Origin of the sequence: Christensenella massiliensis (genome assembly GCF_040409835.1) — a bacterium.
GTDB classification, from domain to species: domain Bacteria; phylum Bacillota; class Clostridia; order Christensenellales; family Christensenellaceae; genus Christensenella; species Christensenella massiliensis.
On sequence record NZ_CP117826.1, the window covers coordinates 1 to 22,969 of the forward strand.

Consider the following 22,969-nt stretch of genomic DNA (forward strand, 5'->3'; position numbering starts at 1 on the left):
GTGGGTGTCAAAGGGTACGCGATACATTTATCCTTTTCCCCCGGAAACGGCGTTTTAATGCGTGACAATACGCCAAAATCAACCCGAACACAGGGAGGTGATCCTATCGCTGATTATATCAGGGCAGACACGCGGCTGCCCGCCTATCTGCCGTATCCCCGTTTCCTGCTGAAAATGGAGATTTCACAGACCGCCAAGCTGCTGTATTCGCTGCTGTTAGACCGTTCCACCCTCTCCCAGAAAAACAAGTGGCTGGACGACGAGGGCAGGATTTATATTATCTATCCCATCGCGGAGATAGCAGAAATACTGGATAAAGGCAGCACCACCATCAAGGGGGCGCTTAATGAACTGGACACGGCGGGGCTGTTGGAACGGGAACGGGGCGGCTTCTCCGCACCGAACCGGCTTTATGTCAAAGTACCGCCAGTGCCACAGGTACAGTTTTCAGACCAACTGATGGCCGGAAGTCCGCCCCTCATAGAGCCGGAAAACCGTCCTACTGATGGTCAGAAAACCGACCTTATGATGGTCGGAAAACCGTCCCCTAACCAAACTACTATAAACAACCTTACAGAGAGCCAAACAAAGGGAGTGAGTGGGGGGCCGTCCGCGCCCTATGGCCGATATGGAAATATTTTTCTGTCACAGACCGAATACGACGAGTTGCAGGCAGAGTACCCTGACAGGCTGGAACGGTTCATCGAGGAAATGAGCCGCTACCTTGCCGCCAACGGGAAAAGCTACCAGAACTATGCCGCCGCCCTGCGGATATGGGCGGGGAACGACAAAAAGGAAGCCCCTAAAAAGGGCATACCAGACTACTCATGCAAGGAGGGCGAGAGTTTATGAAGAATGAAATCAACGCGGTTTTGGAGAATATGACGACCACCATCCCGGAGCCGGAGGACTACACCGGCGAGGACGGTTTACTGTACTGCGGCAAGTGCCGCAAGCCGAAAGAAGCCTATTTTGCGCCGGATAAGGCCGCTATCTTCGGGCGCGACCGCCACCCGGCAGAGTGCGACTGCCAGAGAACCGCCCGCGAGGAACGGGAAGCCGCCGAAAAGCGGCGCAGACACCTTGACACCGTGGAAGAACTGAAACGCCGGGGCTTTACCGACCCCACCATGCGGGACTGGACTTTCGAGAACGACAACGGCAGGAACCCGCAGACCGGGCTTGCCCGCCGGTATGTGGAGCATTGGGAAGATATGCGGACAGACAATATCGGCTGCCTGTTCTGGGGCGGCGTAGGCACCGGCAAAAGCTACCTTGCAGGCTGTATCGCAAACGCCCTCATGGAGAAAGAAATCCCCGTCCGCATGACGAACTTTGCTCTTATCCTCAATGACCTTGCCGCCAGCTTTGAGGGGCGCAACGAGTACATTTCCCGCCTTTGTCGTTATCCGCTGCTGATCCTTGACGACTTCGGCATGGAACGCGGGACGGAATACGGGCTGGAACAGGTGTTCAATGTGATTGACAGCCGTTACCGCAGCGGCAAGCCGCTGATCGTCACGACCAACCTTACGCTGGACGACCTGCACAACCCGGAGGACACCGCCCATTCCCGGATTTATGACCGCCTGCTTTCCATGTGCGTCCCGGTACGCTTTACCGGCGACAACTTCCGGCAGGAAACCGCCAAGCGGAAAATGGAGAGCATGAAGAAACTGATTACCGACTGAAAGGAGTATTGCCTATGGCAGATAACAAGCAGCACGACACCCGCACCACCCGCCGCCCTGACTGTGTGACGGAAATCCGCATGGGCAATTCCGTCCTTGTCGTGTCCGGCTATTTCAAGAAAGACACCACAACCACAGCCGCCGACAAAATGGCGCGGGTACTGGAAGCGGAAGCCGCTGCTACACAGGAGCCGACTTATCCGGCGTGAACCGGGGCATGGAAAAGCGGCCATGCCAGGGAGCATGACCGCTGGAACGAAAATCGGAAGTGCTTTAGCAATTCTTAATCTCATTCTCTATAAAATAATTTGCAATTTCAAAGGCTTTTATTCTTCTCTTTGCCAATGTGATTTGTGATTTATAACGCTCGGAATTATCCTTTGATTCAAATGTTTTTACTGTTTCTCTTAGCTTGTGCAGAGTTGAATCAATTTGCCTTTTGGCCGCGGTTAATTCATCTATTGTATACTTCATGTTTTCTCCTTTAACTTCTGATTTTTTTGTTAAATCAGAGTATACCACGGAGTTATGAACTTTTCTACTGCAAATATGGGACGACAACCCATACCATAAAAATCGGAAAATTGAAAAGCTGTAAAGAAGCAAATTTAACGCTTTTGCCGCTGTACAGCCCCCGCCGTTCCGTGGTACAATGAAACCACGGAATAGTGGGGCTGGCTGTCGGAAACGGAGGATTTTATGTTAAGACAAGCCACCCAAAACCTCATTACCGCCCTTTATCCGAGATTGTCCCACGAGGATGAATTGCAAGGCGAGAGTAATTCCATATCGAACCAAAAAAGGATACTCGAAACCTACGCAAAACAGAACGGCTTTACCAATCTGCGCTGGTACACCGACGACGGTTTTTCCGGCGCGAACTTCCAGCGGCCCGGATTTCAAGCCATGCTTGCGGACATTGAAGCCGGGAAAGTGGGTACGGTCATCGTCAAGGACATGAGCCGGTTAGGGCGAAACTACTTGCAGGTAGGGTTTTACACGGAAATGCTGTTCCCTCAAAAGGGTGTGCGTTTTATCGCTGTCAACGATAATGTGGACAGTGCCAGCGAGGGCATGGACAACGATTTTACCCCGCTGCGAAATCTGTTCAATGAATGGCTGGTGAGAGATACGAGCAAGAAAATCAAGGCAGTGAAAAAGTCAAAAGGCATGAGCGGCAAGCCTGTTACCAGCAAGCCGGTTTACGGCTATGTGATGGACGAGGACGAGAATTTTATTATAGACGAGGAAGCCGCCCCGGTGGTGCAGCAGATTTACCAGCTTTGCCTTGCCGGGAACGGCCCGACCAAGATTGCCCGTATGCTGACGGAGCAGCAAATCCCCACGCCGGGGACGCTGGAATATCAGCGGACAGGCAGCACCCGCCGTTATCACCCAGGCTATGAGTGCAAATGGGCGACCAACACCGTCGTTCATATCCTCGAAAACCGAGAGTACACCGGATGTCTGGTGAACTTCAAAACGGAAAAGCCTTCTTATAAGGTCAAGCACAGCATAGAGAACCCCGTCGAGAAGCAGGCCATTTTCGAGAACCACCATGAGCCGATCATCGACAAGGAAACATGGGAACGGGTGCAGGAGTTACGCAAACAGCGCAAACGCCCGAACCGCTACGATGAAGTGGGGCTGTTCTCCGGGATTTTGTTCTGCGCCGACTGCGGCCATGTGCTGTATCAGCAGCGGTATCAGAACAAAGACCGCAAACAGGACTGCTACATCTGCGGCAGCTACAAGAAGCGCACCCGCAACTGTACGGCGCACTTTATCCGCACCGATCTGTTGACCGCTGGTGTCCTGGCAAATCTCCGGCAAGTGACCGAATACGCAGCCAAGCATGAGAGCCGGTTTGTGAAACTACTTGTCCAGCAGAACGAGATCGGCGGCAAGCGAAAGACCGCCGCAGCCATCAAGCAGCTTGAACAGGCGCAGGAACGCATTTCTGAAATCAGCCGCATTATCAAGCGGCTGTATGAGGACAATGTAAACGGCAAAATCAGCGATGAGCGTTTCATGGAACTGTCGGCTGACTACGAAGCCGAGCAAGCGGAGCTGAAAAAGAGAGCCGCCGCCCTGCAAGCCGAACTGGACAAGTCACAGGCAGCTACCGTCAACGCCGAGAAATTTATGGGCATTGTCCGCAAGCACCTTGCCTTTGAAGAACTGACCCCCACTCTCTTGCGGGAAATGATCGAGAAAATTGTGGTGCATGAGTGCAGCTATGATGAGAACGGCACCCGCAGGCAGGACATTGAGATTTATTACAGCTTTGTCGGCAAGATTGACTTGCCCGAATAACCGCCCGACCTATCCGACACAATGGCCAAGTGTCGGATAGGAACGGCAAAATTTTTTGCACTTCTATTGCTTCTTTATCACACATAAGCAAAATCGCAGGGCGTAAAACAGCTTATGGCCGGAGGCGGCGTTATTTTGCTTGGCGCGACATTGGTTCCGCTGCTGTCCGGGCTGTTTTAGCGGGAGGCAGCAATTATGGTCATTTTCGAGTGGATCGGCGAATGGCTGAAAGGCGTGCTGATCGACGGTATCATGTGGAACATGGAAACGCTGTTCTCCGACGTGAACAACCAGATCGGAGAAGTGGCCGTGCTGGCGGGGACTTCTCCCGCCGCATGGGACGCGGATATTTTCTCGCTGATACGGCAGCTATCCGAAACAGTGATACTTCCCATTGCCGGAGTGATATTGACAGGGATCGTGTGTTACGAGCTCATACAAATGATCGTTGAAAAGAACAATCTGCACGACCTCGACACATGGATGTTTTTCAAGTGGATATTCAAGACGTTTGTCGCGGTGATGATCCTGTCAAACACATTCAACATTATTATGGCAATCTTTGACGTATCGCAAAACGCGGTAGCGGGAGCGGCTGATGTCATCGACAGTTCCACGGCAATAACGCCGGATATTATCCTCGATGTAGAGGAAAAATTACAGGCAATGGATATTGGCCCGCTCATCGGACTGTGGTTCCAGTCGCTTTTTGTGAAGCTGGTGGTACCGATACTGAACATAGTGATCTTTATCATTGCCTATGGCCGGATGATAGAAATATATCTGCTCACGAGCCTTGCGCCCATTCCGGCGGCCACGGTCGCCAACCGGGAGACATCGCAGGCCGGGCAGAACTATTTTCGTTCGCTTGCGGCAATCGCTTTTCAGGGCTTTCTCATAATGGTATGTATTGGGATTTACGCGGTACTCGTCAAAAACATCGCGGTGAGCGATAACGCCTTTGACGCGATATGGGGCGTTTTGGGGTACACCATCCTTTTATGCTTCGCGCTGTTTAAGACGGGAACGCTCGCAAAATCTATTTTTGGAGCACATTAAAAATATTTCGGAGGAAAAAATCATGGCAAAAAAGGCAATGGAAAATCAGGAGATGGAACAGAAACAGGCGCAAGAAGAAACATCGCAACCTGCCCAAAAGACGGATCAGGAACTTGCAGAGGAACGGCATTATCTTTTCGACGCCCCGATTTCGGAACTTGCGGAATACGCCGGGGTGAGTGTGGACGAAGCGGCGAAGCTGCGCGTCATGGAAATGGTAAAAGCCACGCCGCCGAAAATGGAGATCACCGTGCGTCCGGTAGAGCCGCAGGGCAACCTGTACGGATTCGCGCGGATCACAGTCGGCGGTATCACCATAAACGATTTCAAGATCGTAGAAAACAAAGACGGCGAGTTGTTCGTCGGGATGCCGAGCAGGCCGGACGGCAAAGGCGGCTACCGCAGCATGGCTTATGTGGATAAGGATATCCGGGAGGAGTTTAACGCGGCAGTGATCGAGGAATACCACGCATCGGTGGAACGCGTGCAGGCCAGAGCGGCGGCGCTGAAAGATAAGCCGCGCATGGCGGATCAGATGGAAAAAGCCGGGAAACAGGCGGCGGAACACAACGCGTCCCACCCTGCTTCGGCAAAGGAAAAAACGGCGGAACGTTAAAGGAGGATAACGAATGTTTGAAATTCCAGAACAATCCCCGTGGGGCTCGGTGCAGGCTTGCGACGCGCTCTGTCCGGGGGTGTTCATGGTATCTACCGCAAGCCACGGCGGGACAATGGTCGCAAAGGATATGCAGACCGCGCTTTCTCCCGCCGCCCGCAGGTACGGGTTCCGGCACCACGGGTATTTGTGTTTTGAAGAAGATGCGGATGAAAATATCGTGCTGCGTGAATTGCTGGATAAAAAGTTATGGCAAATCCCAGACCGTATCAAAGACAAAGCTGGCTTTGAAGAAAGCATTAACGCAACTTTGCGGCAATACTGCCCGGATTACTGGCGGGCACGACGGGCCGGACAGGAAAAAGCAGACATTAGGATGACACAGTATGAAAGATAGCCGCATACTTCGGGCCAACATGGCCCGAAGAGGAAGGAAGTACGCTCCCAACATATTTTGGATCGAGTTAAGCAAGGAGGTTTTCGGATTGGCGTATGTAAACGTACCAAACGATTTATCTAAAGTAAAAAACAAGCTGGTCATGGGCTTGACGAAGCGCCAGCTTATCTGTTTTGGAAGCGCGGCGGCTGTTGGGATTCCCGTTTACCTATGCAGCCGCGCAGCTATCGGCAACACCGGGGCAATGTTCCTTATGATCGCCCTAATGCTGCCGTGTTTTCTGTTCGCCATGTACGAGCGGGACGGCCTGCCTTTTGAAAAGGTCTTGCGGAATATACTCTGCGTAAAATTCCTGCGTCCGGGCATACGGCCATACAGGACGCAGAACTTTTACGCATATTTCAGTGAAAACATAAAGGAGGAAAAAGAGATTGGCACAAAAAAGCACGTCCACAGGAAACAAGCGCCCTGCCGTAAAAAGGGATAAGCGCGCCTTATCCGCGCAGGAGAGCATACCGTACCGCGAAATGCTGCGGGACGGCGTTTGCCGAGTGGATGGAGATTATTACACGAAAAGCATAGCGTATGAGGACATCAATTATTCGGTAGCGTCGCGGGACGACCAAGCCGCCATTTTTGACGGATATTGCGCGTTCCTTAATTATTTTGACAGCTCCCTGCCGTTCCAGATGTCCTTTATTAACCGCCGCTCCCGCCCGGAGGAAAGGCGAATTGTCAATGTCCCCATGCAGAGGGACGGCAGCGACGCGATCCGGGATGAGTTCGTGGAAATGCTGAAAACGCAGGCGGCAAAAAGCAATAACGGCATTATGCGTTCAAAGTATGTTACCTTTGGTATCCACGCGGACAGCCTGAAAACGGCGCGGACGCGGCTTGACCGTGTGGAAGCGGATATTATGGGGAACTTCAAGCGTTTGGGCGTGAAATGCCGCCCGCTTACCGGACGGGAACGCCTCGCCGCGCTGCACGGGCAGCTTCATCCGGGCGAACGCGAGCCGTTCCTGTTTTCGTGGGACATGATCCCGCAAACAGGCATGAACACCAAAGACTTTATCGCTCCCACTTCCATGGATTTCCGGCAGGGCCGGACGTTCCGCGTGGGCGCGGCATGGGGCGCAGCCTCATATATGCAGATCATGGCTTCCGAGCTTTCGGACAAGCTGCTCACGGAGATGCTGGAGACCGACGCGGAAATGTCCGTTACCCTGCATGTCCGCGCGATAGACCAGTCAAAGGCGATCAAAATGGTTAAAAGGAAGCTGACGGATATTGCCCGCATGAAAATGGACGAGCAGAAAAAAGCGGCGCGTTCCGGCTACGATATGGACATCCTGCCGCCTGACCTTGTGCTGTTTTCAAAGGACGCGGCGGAGCTTTTGACAGACCTGCAAAGCCGCAACGAGCGGATGTTTTTGCTCACGTTCCTTGTGGTGAACACCGCACCCACACGGCAGCAGCTTGAGAACGATATTTTTACGCTGTCCGGCGTTACGCAGAAATATAACTGCTTTTTGAAGCGGCTGGATTATCAACAGGAGCAGGGCTTTATGAGCAGTCTGCCCCTCGGCTGGAACGGGATCGAGATCGAGCGCGGCATGACGACGAGCAGCACGGGGATTTTCGTTCCTTTTCTCACGCAAGAGCTCCGCATGGGCGGCCCGTCCGTCTACTATGGCATGAACGCGCTTTCCCACAATATTATCATGGCGGACAGGAAAAAACTGAAATCCGCAAACGGCCTGTATCTCGGTTCCACGGGGAGCGGCAAGAGCTTTGCCGCGAAGCGCGAGCTCATCAACGTATTTCTTGCCACAAAGGACAGGATCATTGTGGTCGATCCAATGGGTGAATACGCGCCGCTGATACGGCGGCTGGGCGGACAGGTCATAGAGCTTGCCCCGGACAGTACGCATTATATCAACCCAATGGACATGCAAATGAATCTTACGGACGAGGAAAGCCCGCTTTCGCTGAAAGCGGACTTTTTGTTATCCCTGTGCGAGCTTATCGTCGGCGGGCGGGACGGCTTGCAGCCCATTGAAAAAACGGTCATTGACCGTTGTGTGCGCACTGTTTACCGGGATGTGGTGCTGCGCCCGGAAACAACGGAAATGCCCCTGCTCCAAGACCTGTACCGGCTTTTGGGAGAGCAGCCGGAGCCGGAGGCAAAGCGCATCGCAACGGCGCTGGAGCTTTACTGCACGGGATCGCTCAACCTGTTCAACCACCATACGAACGTCAACCTGAATAACCGCGTGGTGTGCATCGTCCTGAAAAAGCTGGGAGAGGGCCTGCGCAAGATCGCCATGCACATCACCAACGAATTTGTGCAGACGGCGACGAGCGCCAATTTTGCGGCGGGGATCGCAACGTGGTGTTATTTCGACGAGTTCCACGTTCTGCTGCAAGACAGTCTTTCCGCTTCGTATTTTGTACGAATCTGGAAGATGCTGCGGAAAAAGGGCTGCGTACCGTCAGCCCTCACGCAGAACGTGAAAGACCTGTTTACTAGCCGCGAGATCGAGAACATTTTGGAAAACACGGATTTCATGGTGCTGCTTGCACAGGCACAGGGCGACCGGGCGATCCTTGCCAAACAGCTTAATATCTCCGAGTACCAGTTATCCTACATCACGCACAGCCAGTCCGGCGAGGGCCTGCTGTTCTTTGGGGACGTCACCATCCCGTTTGTTGACCGCTTCCCGCACGGGGAGATTTACGATTTGCTCACGACGCGCCCGGATGATATAGCAAATGCAAAATAAACCATTTTACCTTTTTGGGAATAAGATATGATATTATTATAATGAGGTGATATTTATGGGAAAGCAATCTTTGGATGAAACACGCGAACTGAAAGTCCTATTAAATCAGATCAGAGCATTTATTGATACCATGCAAGAGGTTCTTAATAATAAAGAAATGGCAGAGCACTCTCGATATGTCGCTTATAGAGATATGGCTTGCATGTATAATGATTTTGCTGAAAAAGTCCGCCAAAAGACTAAAGTAGCAAGTATGTTCTACACTTTTAAGACAGATGAAATGAAAGGATACACGGATACTCTTTGGGGAGAGCAGAAAAGAATCTTTGAGCAAGTATTGATTGCTGCTAAAATGCTCCATGCTACTTTGGAAGGAACTTTGGACTTCGTTGATGACGAATTTGACAATCTGGAGAGCTTTTTTGGATCACGTCTTAGATCTGCTGTTCACAACAAACCTGAAAAGGAAATGGAGATTCAAGATGTTATTGAAGTGCTGTTATTAGGCCGCGGATTGGGAAAAGGAACGGATTACGACAGAGAAACGGGTAAATTCAAGTTTTCGGGTAAAGAATACATACCGGATTTCATTATTCCAAAACTCAAACTATGTATTGAAGTGAAATTGTTGCGAGATGGGAAAAAATCAAAAATTATTGAAGAAATAAATGCTGATATAACTGCGTACAGCAAGCAATATGAGAGACAATTATTTATTGTATATGACTTAGGCTGTATTCAAAACGAAGAAGAATTTAGAAGAGATATTGAAAGTATGGGGAATATTAAAGTGCTGATTATCAAGCATTAGTTGTAACCCGCCCACTATGGAGGTTTTTCACTTTCCGGGAGGTAATATGTGAATCAAAAACAATTAAATACAGATTCAAATCAACCCGAGAGAGCCAGTCCTAAACGACTGGCTTTTTCTATGCCCTCAAATGGGACTTCGGGCCAAGTTGGCCCGAAGCAGTCTAAAAAGCCGCACCGGGTATTCCGGCAGGAAAGCGCGCAGGAGCCGCCGTCTGAACGGCTGCATCAAGGCGCGGATTCGTCCGGGTATCAGGCGCGTATGGAAAGCAATACTTCCGCGCTGCATACGAAAAAGGCAGGCGCGGTGAACAGGAAAGCCGGGACAAAAAACCGCCCGCCCAAACGCGCAGGACTGGCAAAGTCCACGGCAGCTATGGCGGGCGCGCGGGTAAAATCTATGCTCCACAGCCGGATCGGCGAAGCGGAACGGGAAAACGTGGGCGTGGAAGCCGCGCACAGGACAGGAATCGCCGGGGAAAGAGCCGCAAACGAAACCTCGCGGCTGTTGAAAAACCGCCTGCGCTCCCATTCTTCCCGAAGCGCGCGCATACAGGGAAAAAGCGATACGGCACAACCGGGCGGAAACGCCGCGCAGGGCAAACGCTTTTTGCAAAAGCAACGACAAAAACGGCGCGTGCAAAAAAAGGCCCGTCAGGCAGCACAAGCGGCTCGGACAGCGCAAAAGACGGCAGTCACGACGGAAAAGACGGCAAACTTTGTCGTTAGGCACCCGATCCTTACCCTGATCCTCGCGCTCCTGCTCCTTATAGCCGGGCTGCTTTTATCCGGCATGGGCGGCGCGGCAACGCTGGGTAGCAGCCTGTCCGGCGCGGCAGTTGCCTCGTCCTACCTTGCCACCGACGCGGAGATCGACAGGGCCGAACTTGCCTATACGGAGTGGGAAACAGATTTACAGCTTACCCTGCAAAACATGGAAAACGCCTACCCCGGTTATGACGAATACAGGTATGACGTGGATGACATCGGGCATAACCCGTATGAGCTCATGGCGTTTTTAACGGCCGTGTATGGGGACTTTACCTATGCGGAAGTCGAGAACGCGCTGCGCAGCATATTTGAGGAGCAATATACCCTCACAACAAATGAAACGGTGGAAACCCGGACGGAAACGCGCACGGTACAGGCGGGAGAATTGATCGGACAGGTACGGACGACCGCGTACTGCAACTGCGCCGTATGCAACGGCAAATGGGCCGGAGGCCCGACGGCGAGCGGCGCAATGCCAACGGCGGGACACACGATAGCCGTGGACGCGAAGAACCCCATCGTGCCGATGGGAACACATGTCATCATCAACGGCACAAGGTACACCGTGGAAGATACGGGAAACCTGAACGCCAACAATTCGGACATCGACATATATTTCAACACCCACGCGCAGGCGCTTGCATGGGGACGGCAATCCCATGCCATGTACCTGTCCGAAGGAAACAGCAATACCCTTACCATAACGGAAACGCGCGAATACCGCATATTGGAGGTAACGCTCACCGCGCGTTCCTTTACCGGCGGGATATATTTCCGTATGGACGAGGAGCAGCGCGGGCGGTATAACGTGCTGATGGCTACCAAAGGCAGCCGCCAGTACCTGCACAGCCCGTTTGGAGAGAAAAACTGGCTTCCGTATGTAACGGCATATTACGGCTGCCGCGTTATGGACGGCGCAAAGGATTACCACAAAGGCATAGATATTTCCATGCCGCAGGGCACAGATATTCTTGCCGGACAGGACGGCACGGTCACGTTTGCCGGAGAAACGCCGGGTTATGGGCTTGCCGTTGTGATCGAGGACGGTTCCCTTACTTCCAAGTACGCCGGATGTTCGCATCTGTTTGTGGGCGAGGGGCAGGAAGTTAAGACCGGGGATCAGGTCGCCCGGACAGGCCCAAGCCTGCACCTTGAAATCCTCAAGGACGGGCAATACCTGAACCCCCTGTTTTTTGCTGTCACCAACGACTACGGCACGGGGCCTGCCTACGGCGATCCGGGAACGGCTATGGGCGATGGCAGCTATGCCGCGCTGATCGCGGAAGGAGAAAAGCATTTGGGAAAACCGTATGTGTTCGGCGCTTCCGGGCCAAACAGCTTTGACTGTTCGGGTTTCGTGTGCTATGTGCTGAACCATAGCGGTGTTAAAAGCATGGGACGCACCAACGCGCAGGGACTATACAATATGTGCACACCTGTCCCGCCCAGCGAAGCGAAGCCCGGCGACCTCATTTTCTTTACCGGGACATACTCAACCCCAAACCCCGTGACGCACGTCGCGTTTTATGTGGGCGGAGATACCATGCTCCACGCGGGAAAACCCGTGCAGTATTCATCATTCCGCACGCCATACTGGCAGAAACACTTTTACAGCTTTGGACGACTGAACTGAAAGGAGGAAACGGATTGAACCCCAAAATACAGCGCGTAACGAAAGAAATGGAGAAAACAAGGGACAAGATCGGCGCTTTGCAGGCGCGGCTCCGGGATTTGGAAAAACAGAAAACCGAGCTTGAGAATACCGAGATCATCAGCGCAGTGCGCGGCATGGATATTTCCCTGACCGAGCTTGCAGATATGCTGAAAGCAGCTTCGGGCCAATTTGGCCCGAACACGACCGCACAAAAAAAGGAGGACAGTGAGGAATGAAAAAATCCAGAGCGGCGGCCATTTGCGCCGCCTTTGCTTTATCTATGAGTCTGCTATGCACCGTGGCGTTTGCGGTGGAAGAACCGAAAGAGCCCCATACCCCGGCCATCGCGACCACGGAGGAACCCACGGCCGCGCCTGACAGCGCGGAAGCTGCGGAAACACCGGAAAGCGGTATGGCGGCTCCCCCTGTCGGGACGGGAACGGTGATCGAGACCGCGACGGAGGAGGACGGGCGCGAGTTTTACACCATTACAACGCCGGAAAACAATGTTTTTTACCTCGTCATAGACCGCTCCCGCCAAACGGAGAATGTATATTTCCTCGACGCGGTTACGGAAAAAGACCTGCTTGCGCTTGCGGAAAAGTCAGGCGAAAGCATAGCGGAAACAGAAGCCACGGCGTTGGAAGCGGAAACGCAGCCCCCCGCCCCGCAGGAACCGCAGGCGGAACAGGAAGCTGCGGAGGAACAAAGCGGCGTCCCGGTCAACCTGATCGTTGTTCTTGCAGCCGCAGCAGCCTTTGGCATAGGCGCATGGTATTTCAAGGTGTACCGCAAACGCAGGGAGGCGACGGAAACACAGGACGAATACGAAGCGGACAGCTTGCCGGAGCAGGAGCCATATGAGCAGGATTATGAGGAGTACGGCGAAGAACCGGACGACGCCCCACCGTGGGATGAGGACGAAACGGACGGCGAAGATGAGGAGGAAAACGAATGAATTTCACCGACAGCCCCTATGAAAAAATGATGAAGCAGGTACCGCGTCCCCCGCGTTCCGCGCAGATACATATAAAGAAAAAGCAGCCGTCAGACCGCAGGAACAGGCGGCGAAAACCTGCCGCGCGGGCCGAAAGGCCGGACAATGGATAGCCGCGAACTGACACGCTGGGAACGGGCGGCGATCCGCGCGCTTGTGGCGCGCGAGTGCGCCAACTATGACCGGGAAGATGGCTGCATCCCGCTTGCCTCCAACTGTTATATGTTCCATAAATGGTGGACGGGCTCGTACTGCCTGTATTTTGTACGCGCCGTTCTGCCGCTCGATCCCGCGCTCATGGCCGCCCTGCTCGGCGGGGATATGTCCCTGCGCCGCTGCGCGGTATGCGGACAGGAGTTTGCCGGGCATGGCAAGCGGAGGTATTGCTGCGTGCGCTGCGCCAAAATGGCGCAGAGGGTGCGGCAACGGGAATATATGCGGAAAATGCGGGATAAATGTTGAAAAATACCGACGAAAAAACCGCATAACAACGGACGTTTCAGGGCGCGAAACGATGCAGGCAATATAACGGTATGGCCTGCCCCTATTTTAGGCAGATATTTTTCAACACCAGGGTATTTCGGGCCAAAATGGCCCGAAGTGATATGACATATACCAAACTTATGGAGGACACGGTAATGAAATATTATCCAATCGATGAGGAAGCGGCTCGCCGGGCAAAACAGGCGAACAGCTTTTCTGACTATACGCCGGGTTCGGCAACGGCGGAATACCGGGCAATGATAGAGAAAGCGGCGGCCCTTGCGGAGCGGCAGAAGCAGCGCGTCGATCCCATGTATCACGAAAAAATAGACCGCCTTTTGGACAGGTACGCGCGCAGGCTGGCGGAGAATTTCAATGAACGCAGCGCCATAGACGCGCGCGTTCCCTCGATCCTGATTGCGGGCGGCTCGAATTTTCCCGTGCGGCAAAAGGAAAAACAAAACCTCGCCCGCGACAGAAACATGGGCGAATATATGGACATTCAAGGGATTTTAGACAAGATACGGTCAACCGGCATGGGCGGGATCAGCGCGGACGACAGGCAGGCCGTGGAAAAGCTGCAAAAAAAGCTGGACAGCATGGAAGAAACGCAGCGATTGATGAAATCCGTCAACGCATATTACCGCAAACATAAGACACTGGACGGCTGCCCCCATCTGGACGCAGAGCAGACAGAAAACCTCAAAGCGTCTATGGAAAACGACTGGAGGAAAGAACCCGTGCCATATCCGGCGTATCTTCTTTCCAACAATAACCAGAATATGCGGCGGGTGCGTCAGCGAATCGAGGAGCTTCAAAGCAGGCCGGACTTTACCGGATGGGATTTCGAGGGAGGCCGGGCCGAGGCGAACGTAGAGGAAAACCGGTTGCAACTGTTCTTTGACGAAAAACCCACAGACGGGCAGCGCAAGGAACTCAAACAAAACGGTTTCAAATGGGCTCCCAGCCAGAACGCGTGGCAGCGTCAGCTTACAAAAAACGCCATTTACGCCGCAGGGTGTATCGATTGTATCCGCCCCAAAAGCGGACGCAAGCCGTATGAGCTTCAGCCGTATGCGCAGAAAACCGCGCCGGAACCGCAGCAAGAGCGGTAGCGGGACAAGATCGGATCGGCGGCGACAACATGGATTACAGGGTGTGCGGGCGGTATAATAGTATTAGGAAAAGCAAAAGGAGAGATATATCTATGAACCAAAAGAAGATCATCATAACCGCCGCATCGTCCGCCCTGCTCGGTGCGCTGCTCTTTACAGGGTGCTTTGCGCCAGACGCGGCGCAACCGCAGGCGCAGGAAACGGCAAGCGTGCAAACGATGGAAACAGCCGCGCCGCCGTCTGTCAAGCCATCCGCGCTCCCCTCCGTTTCGCCTGCTGAAAGCGGGGCTCCCGCAAAGGAAGCGAAAGCAACGGAAACGTCAAAGCCGTCCGGGACGCGGCAGCCGCAGGATAAAAACGAAAACAAGGCGCAGGAAAGTCCCGGCCATGCGGAAACGCGCGCTGAAAGCCATGTGCCGCAGGAACCGAGCGCGGAGCTGGTGCAGCCAAAACAGGAAGCAGCGCAGGAACAGGAACAGGTCTCCGCACCTACATCCGCAGAGACTCCGGCTCCAACGTCTGCGCCAACCCCGGAGCCAACGCCCGTTCCCACTCCGCAGCCAACGCCGCCGCCCGGCGCGAAATGTAATGTGTGCGGCGAGATGGTGCCGGACAGCGAGCTTTACGAACACATGAAATACCATGCGCTGCACGACGGCGGCGGAGGTTGGAGCACCGAATAACCCCATACTGTACTACATGAGGGACTTGCTGAAAAGCAGGTCTCTTTTTTGTACCCTGTTTCCCAAAACACAAGGAGGAGGAATTTTTATGAAAAAGCGATTAAAAACAATGACCTGCCTGCTTCTGGCGGTCATCCTGTGTGTTTCCGTACTACCATTCCCGGTAATGGCGGCGGACGCGCAGGCGCAGGCAAACCCGGAAGAAGCGGCGGTTCCCGCGCCGTCCGCATCCCTGCCGCCGGAGCAGGATATACAGGAAATGCCGGAACCAACGCCCGCCCCTGCGGCAGAGCCAGTACCCACGGCGGAACCAACACCGGAGGTCTTCGGGCCAACTTGGCTCGAAGCCGCAGAACCACAAGCCGCAGTGATTCCAGCCGTGGAAGCCAAACCTGTTAAGACCGTGGAGCGTCCTTTGGTACAGGTCATATACCATTACTATAGCGATACTCAAAACAGCGCGGGCAGTATTGCGGATCACGCGGTTACGTCCACCCACACATATTACACCCTCGCGCAATCTTCGGGCGCAGGGCTTGCCATACCCGCCAACCATTATCCGGGCAGAGTACCCGTCTATACGGACGCCCTGCATTTCCGCGTTCTCTGCGGCGAGGCAGATATTACCGCCCTTGCGTCGTATGACGCGGAAACGGGGATCGTAACGCTGCCGCAGGAATATATGGGACATGGGATCGAGGTGGAATGGTATTGCCCGCAGTCCGAAGTTGTGGAACTTCCGGTCAGGGTGACAATGAGCGTGTACCGAAACGGCGTATTTTCCACGGAAACAAAAAAGCTAAATATCTCCTCCAACGCGGACGGGATCAGCATACCGCTTGCAGACGCTGGCAGCGTTACCGTATCGCAAAGCGGCGTTGATCTCGATGAAGCGTCGTATCAAGCCGGGAGCGGCGTATTGCATCTTTCCGCACCCGCGCTCGGCGGAGATATTTCCGTTACGGCATATATCACGGCAATACGCGCCATGCGCGCGGCAAAAGGAAATACCGCGCAGGTCGTCCATACGCGAAGTGCGGAGCAGATATATTACGGATATTATACGTCGTACTATACGGCCAACGGCAACACGGCGTTCTGCCTCGATCCCACGGTAAGCGGGCTCAACGCGGGAACATATGACGTAAGCGGATGGCTCACGCGCGGTACGGGGTACGACGACCTAATCAAGGCCGCATATTACCTGTACGGCGGGCCGGGATATGACAGCGTGAAACATAACCTGTTCGGCGAACCCGATTCGATGGAAGCCTATGGCCTGTGTCACGCGGCTGCGGCATATATGTGGCTGGATAACGAGGATGCTTTTAAGGGGCTGTCCGCGCAGGTCAAACAGCATTTAAGGCAGGTCGTCGCGGCAGTAGACGCGCAGGCCATGCCCCCGGAAGGCTTCGAGGTGTTCCTGTATAATGTCGGAAGCCAGACGAACCAATCCCTGATGTCGTGGGAGTACACCCCCACGGGAAGCGTAGAAATACAGAAAGTTTCCGGCGATCCCGCCAAAACAGACGGCAATCCCTGTTATTCCCTCGCGGGCGCGGTGTTCGGCATATATACCGGGAATGGCGAAAGACTCGGCGGCATTACCACGGACGAAAGCGGCAAAGGGCGGCTGGATGGGATCGCGGCGGGACAAAGCGGCCTGTACCTGTTGGAAGAAACCGCGCCCAAAGGCTACGCGAAGCATACGGAAAAAATCCCGTTTGAGATCGTTTCCGGCCAGACGGCGGCGGTAACGGTTACAAACCACCCGCAGGGCGATCCGGTCACGATCCTGCTCAAAAAACAGGACGGCAATACCGCGTCAAATACTCCGCAGGGCAACGCGGATTTGGGCGGCGCGCAGTTTACGATCCGGTATTACCAAGGATTGTACCAGGGCGCGGACGAACTCAAAGGCAAAACCCCGGAGCGCACATGGATTGTGGAAACGGACAGGGACGGTTACGCAGCCCTGCTCCCGCAAAGCCTTGTGCCGGGCAGCGATCCCCTGTATTATGCGAGCAACGGCACGACGCCCACGATTCCCCTCGGAACAGTGGAGATTCGGGAATCCAAAAGCCCGGAGGGATATTTGAAAAACGACACTGTATTCATCCGGCAGGTTACGGCGGACGGCGAAATGGAAGCGGTCAGCACATATGCGATTCCCATCGTGCCGGAGGAAGTGATACGCGGCGGCATATCCGTGCAGAAACGGGACGCGGAGTTTGACCGCCCGGCGCAGCCGCAGGGCGACGCCGACCTTGCCGCAACGCTGGATATATATAACCGGAGCGAAAGCAGCGTTATAGTGAACGGCGTTTCCTACGCGCCCGGAAAAATCGTATATACCCTGACGACAGACGCGAAAACCGGCGCTGCCAGCACGTCCGCCGACTTACTCCCATTTGGGGATTACGAACTTGTGGAGCGCCCCGGCGGCCAGCCGCAGGGATATTTGAATACAGGTAAGCTGCGCCAAGCGTTCAGTATCACGGAAAATGGAAAAATAGTTGACCTTAAAACGGATGCGGGCGCGATCAAAAACGATGTGATACGCGGCGGCGTGTATGTGGAAAAATGGGACGCGGAGCTCGGCGAAAACAAAGCGCAGGGCGGCGGTTCCCTCGATGTAACAGTGGAGATCGCCAATATTGGCGAAAATCCGGTATTGGTAGGCGGCAAGGAATATGCGCCGGGCGAGGTGGTCTATACCATGACGCTGGACAGAGAGGGGCGCGGCTCCACGCCGGACGCATATTACCTGCCGTATTCCACTTATGAGGTGCGGGAAACCGTCGTTTCGGAAGGCTATCTTGCAACGGGCGTTTTGACGCGCACCTTTACCATACGAAAGCACGGCGAAATGGTGAGGCTCGATACTGCGGCCACGGCGCTCAAAAATAACCCCATTCGCGGCGATCTCCGTGGCGTGAAAATTTCGGACAGCGACGGGCGCCGCATGGCCGGAATCCCGTTTGAGATACGCTCCCTCACGACCGGCGAGGCCCATATCGCCGTTACAGACAAAAACGGCGAGTTTAACACGGCCTCGTCATGGAACCCACACAGTCAGAATACTAACCGGGGCGAAACTGACAGGGACGGGATTTGGTTTGGCAGCATGGACGCGCTGGATGATTCATTAGGGGCTTTGCTGTATGACGATTACCGGCTCACAGAGTTGCCCTGCGAGGCAAACGCGGACAGGGAGCTTTTGTCCTTTGACGTGTCCGTCTACCGCCACAATACCACGGTGGACTTAGGGACGCTCACCAACGACTATGTGCAAATGCCGGAGATATTCACAACAGCCCGCGACAAGGCGACGGATTTGGGCAGCGCGTATGTCTCCGAAGAAACGGTGCTCCTCGATACGGTGTATTATTCCGGCCTCACACCGGGGCGGGAATATCTTGCAAAAGGGACGCTTATGGACGCCGGAACGGGAGATGCAACGGGGATCACGGCACAAACGCCGTTCCGCGCCCTGTCCGACAACGGGAGCGTTACGGTAGAGTTTGTCTTTGATTCCACCCTGCTTGCCGGAAAAAGCGTCGTTGTGTTCGAGGAACTTTACGGCGCGGACGGGACGCTCCTTGCGGAACACAAGGACATTTCCGACGAGGGCCAGACCGTAACGTTCCAAAACCCGGAGATTCGTACAACGGCGACGGGAGAAAATGAAGCAAAACAGCTTACCGTTCACCCTAAAACCGTGATCTATGATGTGGTGGAATACGCGGGGCTAATTCCCGGAAAGACCTACACCCTGCAAGGCGTACTCATGGACAGGGAGAAAAACGCGCCGCTTACCGTAAATGGCGAAGAAATTCGCGTGGAACAGGAGTTTACCCCAGAGGAAGCGGACGGCAGCGTGACGATGGAGTTTACATTAGACTCCCTCACCCTCGCGGGAAAACAGGCCGTGGTGTTTGAGGAACTGTATTTTGACGGACTGTTTATTGCGGAACACAGGGATATTTCCGACGAAGGACAGACTGTGGGATTTTTAACGCCCATGATCGGGACAAGCGCGGCTGCGGAGGACGGGACAAAGACCGTCGCCGTTTCCGAGACCGCAAAGGCCGTTGATACCGTTACCTATGAAAACCTTTCCCCCGGACAAGAATATCTTTTGACGGGCACATTAATCGACCGGGAAACGGGAAATCCTGTTTCCATAAATGGAAAGGAACTGACGGTTTCCACGGTGTTTACACCGGAAAGCGAAAGCGGCAGCGCCGCAGTGGAATTTGTTTTTGATTCGCGGAGTTTGCAGGGCAAAGAACTCGTGGTATTTGAAACGCTCACGCATAACGAAAGCGGGACGAAGCTGGCCGAACACGCGGACATAGACGATGAGGCACAGATGGTAAGTATAGGCGTGGAACCACCGCCGGAGGAACCGCAAAGCGGCAAGGGCGCGCAGACCGGGCGCAGCGGCCTGCCGTTTTGGATGCTTGCCGTGATGAGTGGAGCGGCCGCCGGGGCTGTCTTGCTTGTGTGGTATCTCCGCAAACAGAAGCGCAAGGAACAGTAGATGAACCATTTCGGAAAATTTGAGGGCTCCCATAAAGCGAATCGCTTTATGGGAAAGAGGAGGCGCAATGAAGCGGCAGGGCTTAGGGCCAAGTCGGCCCGAAGCCCTGTAAGCGGAATTTGCGCGGACGAGGCCCGAAGCGGATAAATGTGGAGGCGCGAATGAAAAAGTTCGTTGTTTTCCTGCTCCTGCCGCCCCTGCTTTTGACAGCCGCCCTGTGCGGCTTTTTCTTTTGGCGGGAATACCAAACGGCGCGGGAAGAAGTATTGGAATATGCGCAGATACGGGAAGTATATACTGCTGAAAAGACTGTTTCCGGCAATATGCCGCAAGGGCCTAAAGATACCGCCGAAGCGCCCGGCCTGTCAGTGGACTTTGCAGCCCTGCTGGACGCGAACCCCGAAACCGTGGGCTGGCTGTTTATCCCCGGCACAGGGATTTCCTATCCCGTGGTGCAGGCGCGGGACAATGAGAAATACCTGCGCACATCCTTTTATGGGGAACGCTCCGGCGCGGGGGCTGTCTTTATGGACTGCGGGAACGCTGCCATGCCGCTTGACCGTAATACCATTCTCTACGGGCATAACATGGGACAAGGACGCACGGATATGTTCGGCTCCCTTTTGCGGTACGCTGAAAAGGGATTTTATGACGCGCACAGGCAGATCCAATTTGATACCGTCTGGCAGGAGCATGGCCCGTGGCGGGTGTTTGCCGTCGTTCAACTGGACGCGGACGCGGCACAGTGGGACTACTTGAAGCAAAACTTCCGCGACGAAACAGAATTTAGGGAATGGATCGAGCAGGCGCAGGCATTGTCCCTCTACGGCGCGGATATGCAGATACCAGAGGACGCGAACATTCTGACGCTCTCTACCTGCGACCGCTCCCTCTATGGTGCGGGCGGCAGGCTGGTTGTTTTGGCGGTAAATATGAATGGAATTTAAGGAGGTTTGGATGTTTAGGTTGATACGCTGCCTTTTATTTGCGCTCGTGGTAACGTGCGCGGGGATCATGGACAGCCTGCGGGAACGGATGTCCCCAAAAGCAAAGAAAATGGAGGAATCATTATGAAGCTGCAAAAGAAAAATCTTGGACGGGCGCTGCCGGGAGCTCCGGCGATCCCCTCTGCCCGGCTGGCAAAAAAGCCGGTTGACAAGGTAAAGAAACCTACGCCAAAGGCGCGGGAGCGGGAGGTGGAACGGTGAGCGGCAAACGGATACGGAATATACCCCTCTATGTTTGGGTACGCGAGGACGAAATGCAGGAAATACAGGAGCGCATGGCTGCGGCAGGCATACAGAATATGAGCGCGTACATACGAAAAATGGCGCTCAACGGGTATGTGCTGAACGTAGACCTTGAGCCCGTCCGGGAACTGGTATCTTTGCTCCGGCGCTGCTCAAACAATCTCAATCAGGTGGCTGTTCACGCCAATACCTACGGGATTTATGAGTACGAAGTCAAAGGATTGCAAAAAGACTATGCGAAGCTGTGGGAGCAGGTTTCCGAGGTTCTAAACCAGCTTACGGCCATTGTGGAGTTATAAACGCAAGGGGTATATTTTCCCCTTGCATTTATAATGGAGATTAGGTTAATTTAAGGTTGCAATACTATCAAGGTTTATACTACTTAAAATGTTAGGGGCAGGATCAAAACTATATGGATAACTCATTCTTCTATCAGTCGTACAGTTAGCCAGTCTCTCCCTCAATTCTTCTATTGTTGCTACGCCGAATAAAGGCAGTATTTTTTGGCAGTATTTTTTTGATTTGAGTTTTATCCACATGGACTCACCACCCTTAAAATAGCAATAGGAAGAGGGAAACCAATACTCTGTATTCGAGGTTGACAGACCTATAGCATTACGCAGTTGATAAAGTAAAACATCTGCTCTTGATAATGATTGACTTGTCAGAAGTGGTTTTTTTTCACGCTGTGTTAGCATACGTCCCGCTAAAGAATATAATTTTGGCGTATCACAATTTGCTTTGCATTCACCCTCGATAGTTCTTAGATATTTTCTAAAAACGCAGTAATCGTGTTCTTTCATATATGACTCATCAAAATAACTTTCACGTAAGAAATAAGTGTGTAGCAAAACGTCACGTAATTCAGCATATTTTTCATAGTGAAATAATATGGCAGCAGTAGCTATAAAAGTCTCCCAAATAAAGAAGTCGTAATGCTCAAAATCAGATGAGTTATAGCTTGATAATCCGGGGATGCTAGCGTCATGGGTAGTATTATATGTCTGTTCAAAAAACGACGTAATAGTATCAACTAAAGGTAAATCACTATAAATCACTGCTTCTATAAAGTCAATATATAAATCTCTCAAAGGTTTCATTTCTTCGATCTTCGTTAGTAATATTTTATCATTCATTTGGGGAATTACATATTCCAATAATGCCATAGAAAATAAACTAACTGCATTTCTAAGCAAAAAGTCTGCCTTGGTTTTATTACCGCCCGTATAGCCTCGTGTTTGCCTAATTAAATCTCGTATTGAAGATAAATCAACTGTATCATTTTCTAACCAATCTGGTTTCTTACCCAATGCGGGCTTTTTGTATAAAGGTTTATTATATATATTCCTAAGCAGTTTTTCGTATTCAACTTCGTATTGATCATCCTTTGTTGATAAATCAAAATATATACGTGATTTTATATAAGCTGGTATATAGGGCTTGTTATATTCATCTACTTCAAAAATAATCGGCAAAAATTTTTCTTGATTTACTTGATTATAGATTTCAGGCGAAATTATTACTGTTTCGTCCCCAACCCCACCCGCACGCGAATTGGCTTTATCGCAATATGATTTATCACAAATAAGCAGCACTTTATCTATTCCAGTGTTGACAACACATTGCTCCATAAATGCGTATTTATCCTGTCCTTCTTTTAAGTCCCATTTATCTAAAACAACGTCAACTCCGTTTGCAACAAGCCGTTCCGCAAGCTCAAGCACTCGTTCAGATACAACCCAAGAGTATGATATGAAAATTTTTGGTATTTTATCTTCCATAAATCCCATTAGCC

22 protein-coding genes and 2 pseudogenes are annotated in these 22,969 nt (G+C 52.9%); 22 read left to right on the forward strand and 2 right to left on the reverse strand.

Going from position 1 to position 22,969, the window contains the following annotated elements; translation table 11 throughout:
- Positions 1-57: 57 nt before the first annotated feature.
- From PUP29_RS00005 to PUP29_RS00015, 3 genes are read left to right on the forward strand one after another with little or no spacing between them, the layout of a single operon-like run.
- Positions 58-852: a replication initiator protein A gene (locus PUP29_RS00005; protein ID WP_006356266.1), complete on the forward strand. Its 795-nt coding sequence runs from the start codon at positions 58-60 to the stop codon at positions 850-852.
- A complete protein-coding gene (locus tag PUP29_RS00010; protein ID WP_002596233.1) occupies positions 849-1,691 on the forward strand; it encodes an ATP-binding protein in 843 nt (280 codons plus the stop codon). The genes PUP29_RS00005 and PUP29_RS00010 overlap by 4 nt, the downstream gene beginning before the upstream one ends.
- 14 nt (positions 1,692-1,705) lie before the next feature.
- The gene (locus tag PUP29_RS00015; protein WP_002596234.1) at positions 1,706-1,900 is read left to right on the forward strand and encodes a transposon-encoded TnpW family protein; all 195 of its coding nucleotides are present in this window, start codon (positions 1,706-1,708) and stop codon (positions 1,898-1,900) included.
- A gap of 64 nt (positions 1,901-1,964) precedes the next feature.
- Here the strand turns inward: PUP29_RS00015 and PUP29_RS00020 are convergent, their stop codons facing one another.
- Positions 1,965-2,165 (reverse strand): hypothetical protein, encoded by a 201-nt coding sequence (locus PUP29_RS00020; RefSeq protein ID WP_002596235.1) that lies wholly within the window; start codon positions 2,163-2,165, stop codon positions 1,965-1,967.
- A gap of 225 nt (positions 2,166-2,390) precedes the next feature.
- On the opposite strand from PUP29_RS00020, the gene PUP29_RS00025 reads away from it, so the two are divergent.
- The 19 genes and pseudogenes from PUP29_RS00025 (at position 2,391) to PUP29_RS00115 (ending at position 21,473) form a co-directional block, all read left to right on the forward strand.
- Positions 2,391-4,007 carry a recombinase family protein gene (locus PUP29_RS00025; RefSeq protein WP_002596236.1) on the forward strand — a complete coding sequence of 539 codons (1,617 nt, stop codon included), beginning with the start codon at positions 2,391-2,393 and terminating at the stop codon, positions 4,005-4,007.
- Between the two features lie 87 nt (positions 4,008-4,094).
- Positions 4,095-4,187: pseudogene (locus tag PUP29_RS00030) on the forward strand (Maff2 family mobile element protein); the annotation flags it as partial.
- A 12-nt stretch (positions 4,188-4,199) separates the two neighbouring features.
- Complete coding sequence (locus PUP29_RS00035; protein WP_353424081.1) at positions 4,200-5,066, forward strand: VirB6/TrbL-like conjugal transfer protein, CD1112 family; 867 nt, start codon at positions 4,200-4,202, stop codon at positions 5,064-5,066.
- Positions 5,067-5,088: 22 nt separating this feature from the next.
- Positions 5,089-5,682 carry a septation protein SpoVG family protein gene (locus PUP29_RS12735; RefSeq protein WP_079545313.1) on the forward strand — a complete coding sequence of 198 codons (594 nt, stop codon included), beginning with the start codon at positions 5,089-5,091 and terminating at the stop codon, positions 5,680-5,682.
- 13 nt (positions 5,683-5,695) lie between these two features.
- A pseudogene (locus PUP29_RS00045) lies at positions 5,696-6,079 on the forward strand (DUF7007 domain-containing protein); the annotation flags it as partial.
- A gap of 88 nt (positions 6,080-6,167) precedes the next feature.
- Positions 6,168-6,566, forward strand: coding sequence for a PrgI family protein (locus tag PUP29_RS00050; RefSeq protein WP_079545310.1), 399 nt, complete (start codon positions 6,168-6,170; stop codon positions 6,564-6,566).
- Entirely contained in the window at positions 6,511-8,865 is a 2,355-nt protein-coding gene (locus PUP29_RS00055) for a VirB4-like conjugal transfer ATPase, CD1110 family (protein WP_434542793.1), read from the forward strand. Before PUP29_RS00050 ends, PUP29_RS00055 begins: the two co-directional genes overlap by 56 nt.
- A 55-nt stretch (positions 8,866-8,920) precedes the next feature.
- Positions 8,921-9,676, forward strand: a complete 756-nt coding sequence (locus PUP29_RS00060) for a hypothetical protein (RefSeq protein WP_079545306.1) — start codon at positions 8,921-8,923, stop codon at positions 9,674-9,676.
- 120 nt (positions 9,677-9,796) lie between these two features.
- Complete coding sequence (locus PUP29_RS00065; protein WP_079545304.1) at positions 9,797-12,079, forward strand: CD1108 family mobile element protein; 2,283 nt, start codon at positions 9,797-9,799, stop codon at positions 12,077-12,079.
- 14 nt (positions 12,080-12,093) lie between these two features.
- Positions 12,094-12,336 (forward strand): DUF4315 family protein, encoded by a 243-nt coding sequence (locus PUP29_RS00070; RefSeq protein ID WP_079545302.1) that lies wholly within the window; start codon positions 12,094-12,096, stop codon positions 12,334-12,336.
- A complete protein-coding gene (locus tag PUP29_RS00075; protein WP_079545301.1) occupies positions 12,333-13,058 on the forward strand; it encodes a CD1107 family mobile element protein in 726 nt (241 codons plus the stop codon). Before PUP29_RS00070 ends, PUP29_RS00075 begins: the two co-directional genes overlap by 4 nt.
- Positions 13,055-13,210: a hypothetical protein gene (locus tag PUP29_RS00080; RefSeq protein WP_353423513.1), complete on the forward strand. Its 156-nt coding sequence runs from the start codon at positions 13,055-13,057 to the stop codon at positions 13,208-13,210. The genes PUP29_RS00075 and PUP29_RS00080 overlap by 4 nt, the downstream gene beginning before the upstream one ends.
- Positions 13,203-13,559: a cysteine-rich VLP protein gene (locus tag PUP29_RS00085; RefSeq protein ID WP_079545299.1), complete on the forward strand. Its 357-nt coding sequence runs from the start codon at positions 13,203-13,205 to the stop codon at positions 13,557-13,559. Before PUP29_RS00080 ends, PUP29_RS00085 begins: the two co-directional genes overlap by 8 nt.
- A 128-nt stretch (positions 13,560-13,687) precedes the next feature.
- Positions 13,688-14,695, forward strand: a complete 1,008-nt coding sequence (locus tag PUP29_RS00090; protein ID WP_434542794.1) for a hypothetical protein — start codon at positions 13,688-13,690, stop codon at positions 14,693-14,695.
- A 92-nt stretch (positions 14,696-14,787) separates the two neighbouring features.
- Entirely contained in the window at positions 14,788-15,378 is a 591-nt protein-coding gene (locus tag PUP29_RS00095) for a hypothetical protein (RefSeq protein ID WP_079545297.1), read from the forward strand.
- Between the two features lie 88 nt (positions 15,379-15,466).
- A complete protein-coding gene (locus PUP29_RS00100) occupies positions 15,467-19,924 on the forward strand; it encodes a VaFE repeat-containing surface-anchored protein (protein WP_079545296.1) in 4,458 nt (1,485 codons plus the stop codon).
- Positions 19,925-20,085: 161 nt separating this feature from the next.
- Positions 20,086-20,871 (forward strand): class B sortase, encoded by a 786-nt coding sequence (gene srtB / locus PUP29_RS00105; protein WP_079545294.1) that lies wholly within the window; start codon positions 20,086-20,088, stop codon positions 20,869-20,871.
- A gap of 123 nt (positions 20,872-20,994) precedes the next feature.
- On the forward strand, positions 20,995-21,132 hold the full coding sequence (locus tag PUP29_RS00110) for a hypothetical protein (RefSeq protein WP_353423515.1): 138 nt from the start codon (positions 20,995-20,997) through the stop codon (positions 21,130-21,132).
- Positions 21,129-21,473 (forward strand): plasmid mobilization protein, encoded by a 345-nt coding sequence (locus PUP29_RS00115; RefSeq protein ID WP_353423516.1) that lies wholly within the window; start codon positions 21,129-21,131, stop codon positions 21,471-21,473. The genes PUP29_RS00110 and PUP29_RS00115 overlap by 4 nt, the downstream gene beginning before the upstream one ends.
- 45 nt (positions 21,474-21,518) lie before the next feature.
- Here PUP29_RS00115 and PUP29_RS00120 read toward each other — a convergent pair whose 3' ends face one another.
- Positions 21,519-22,964: a toll/interleukin-1 receptor domain-containing protein gene (locus PUP29_RS00120; RefSeq protein ID WP_079545292.1), complete on the reverse strand. Its 1,446-nt coding sequence runs from the start codon at positions 22,962-22,964 to the stop codon at positions 21,519-21,521.
- Between the last annotated feature and the right edge of the window lie 5 nt (positions 22,965-22,969).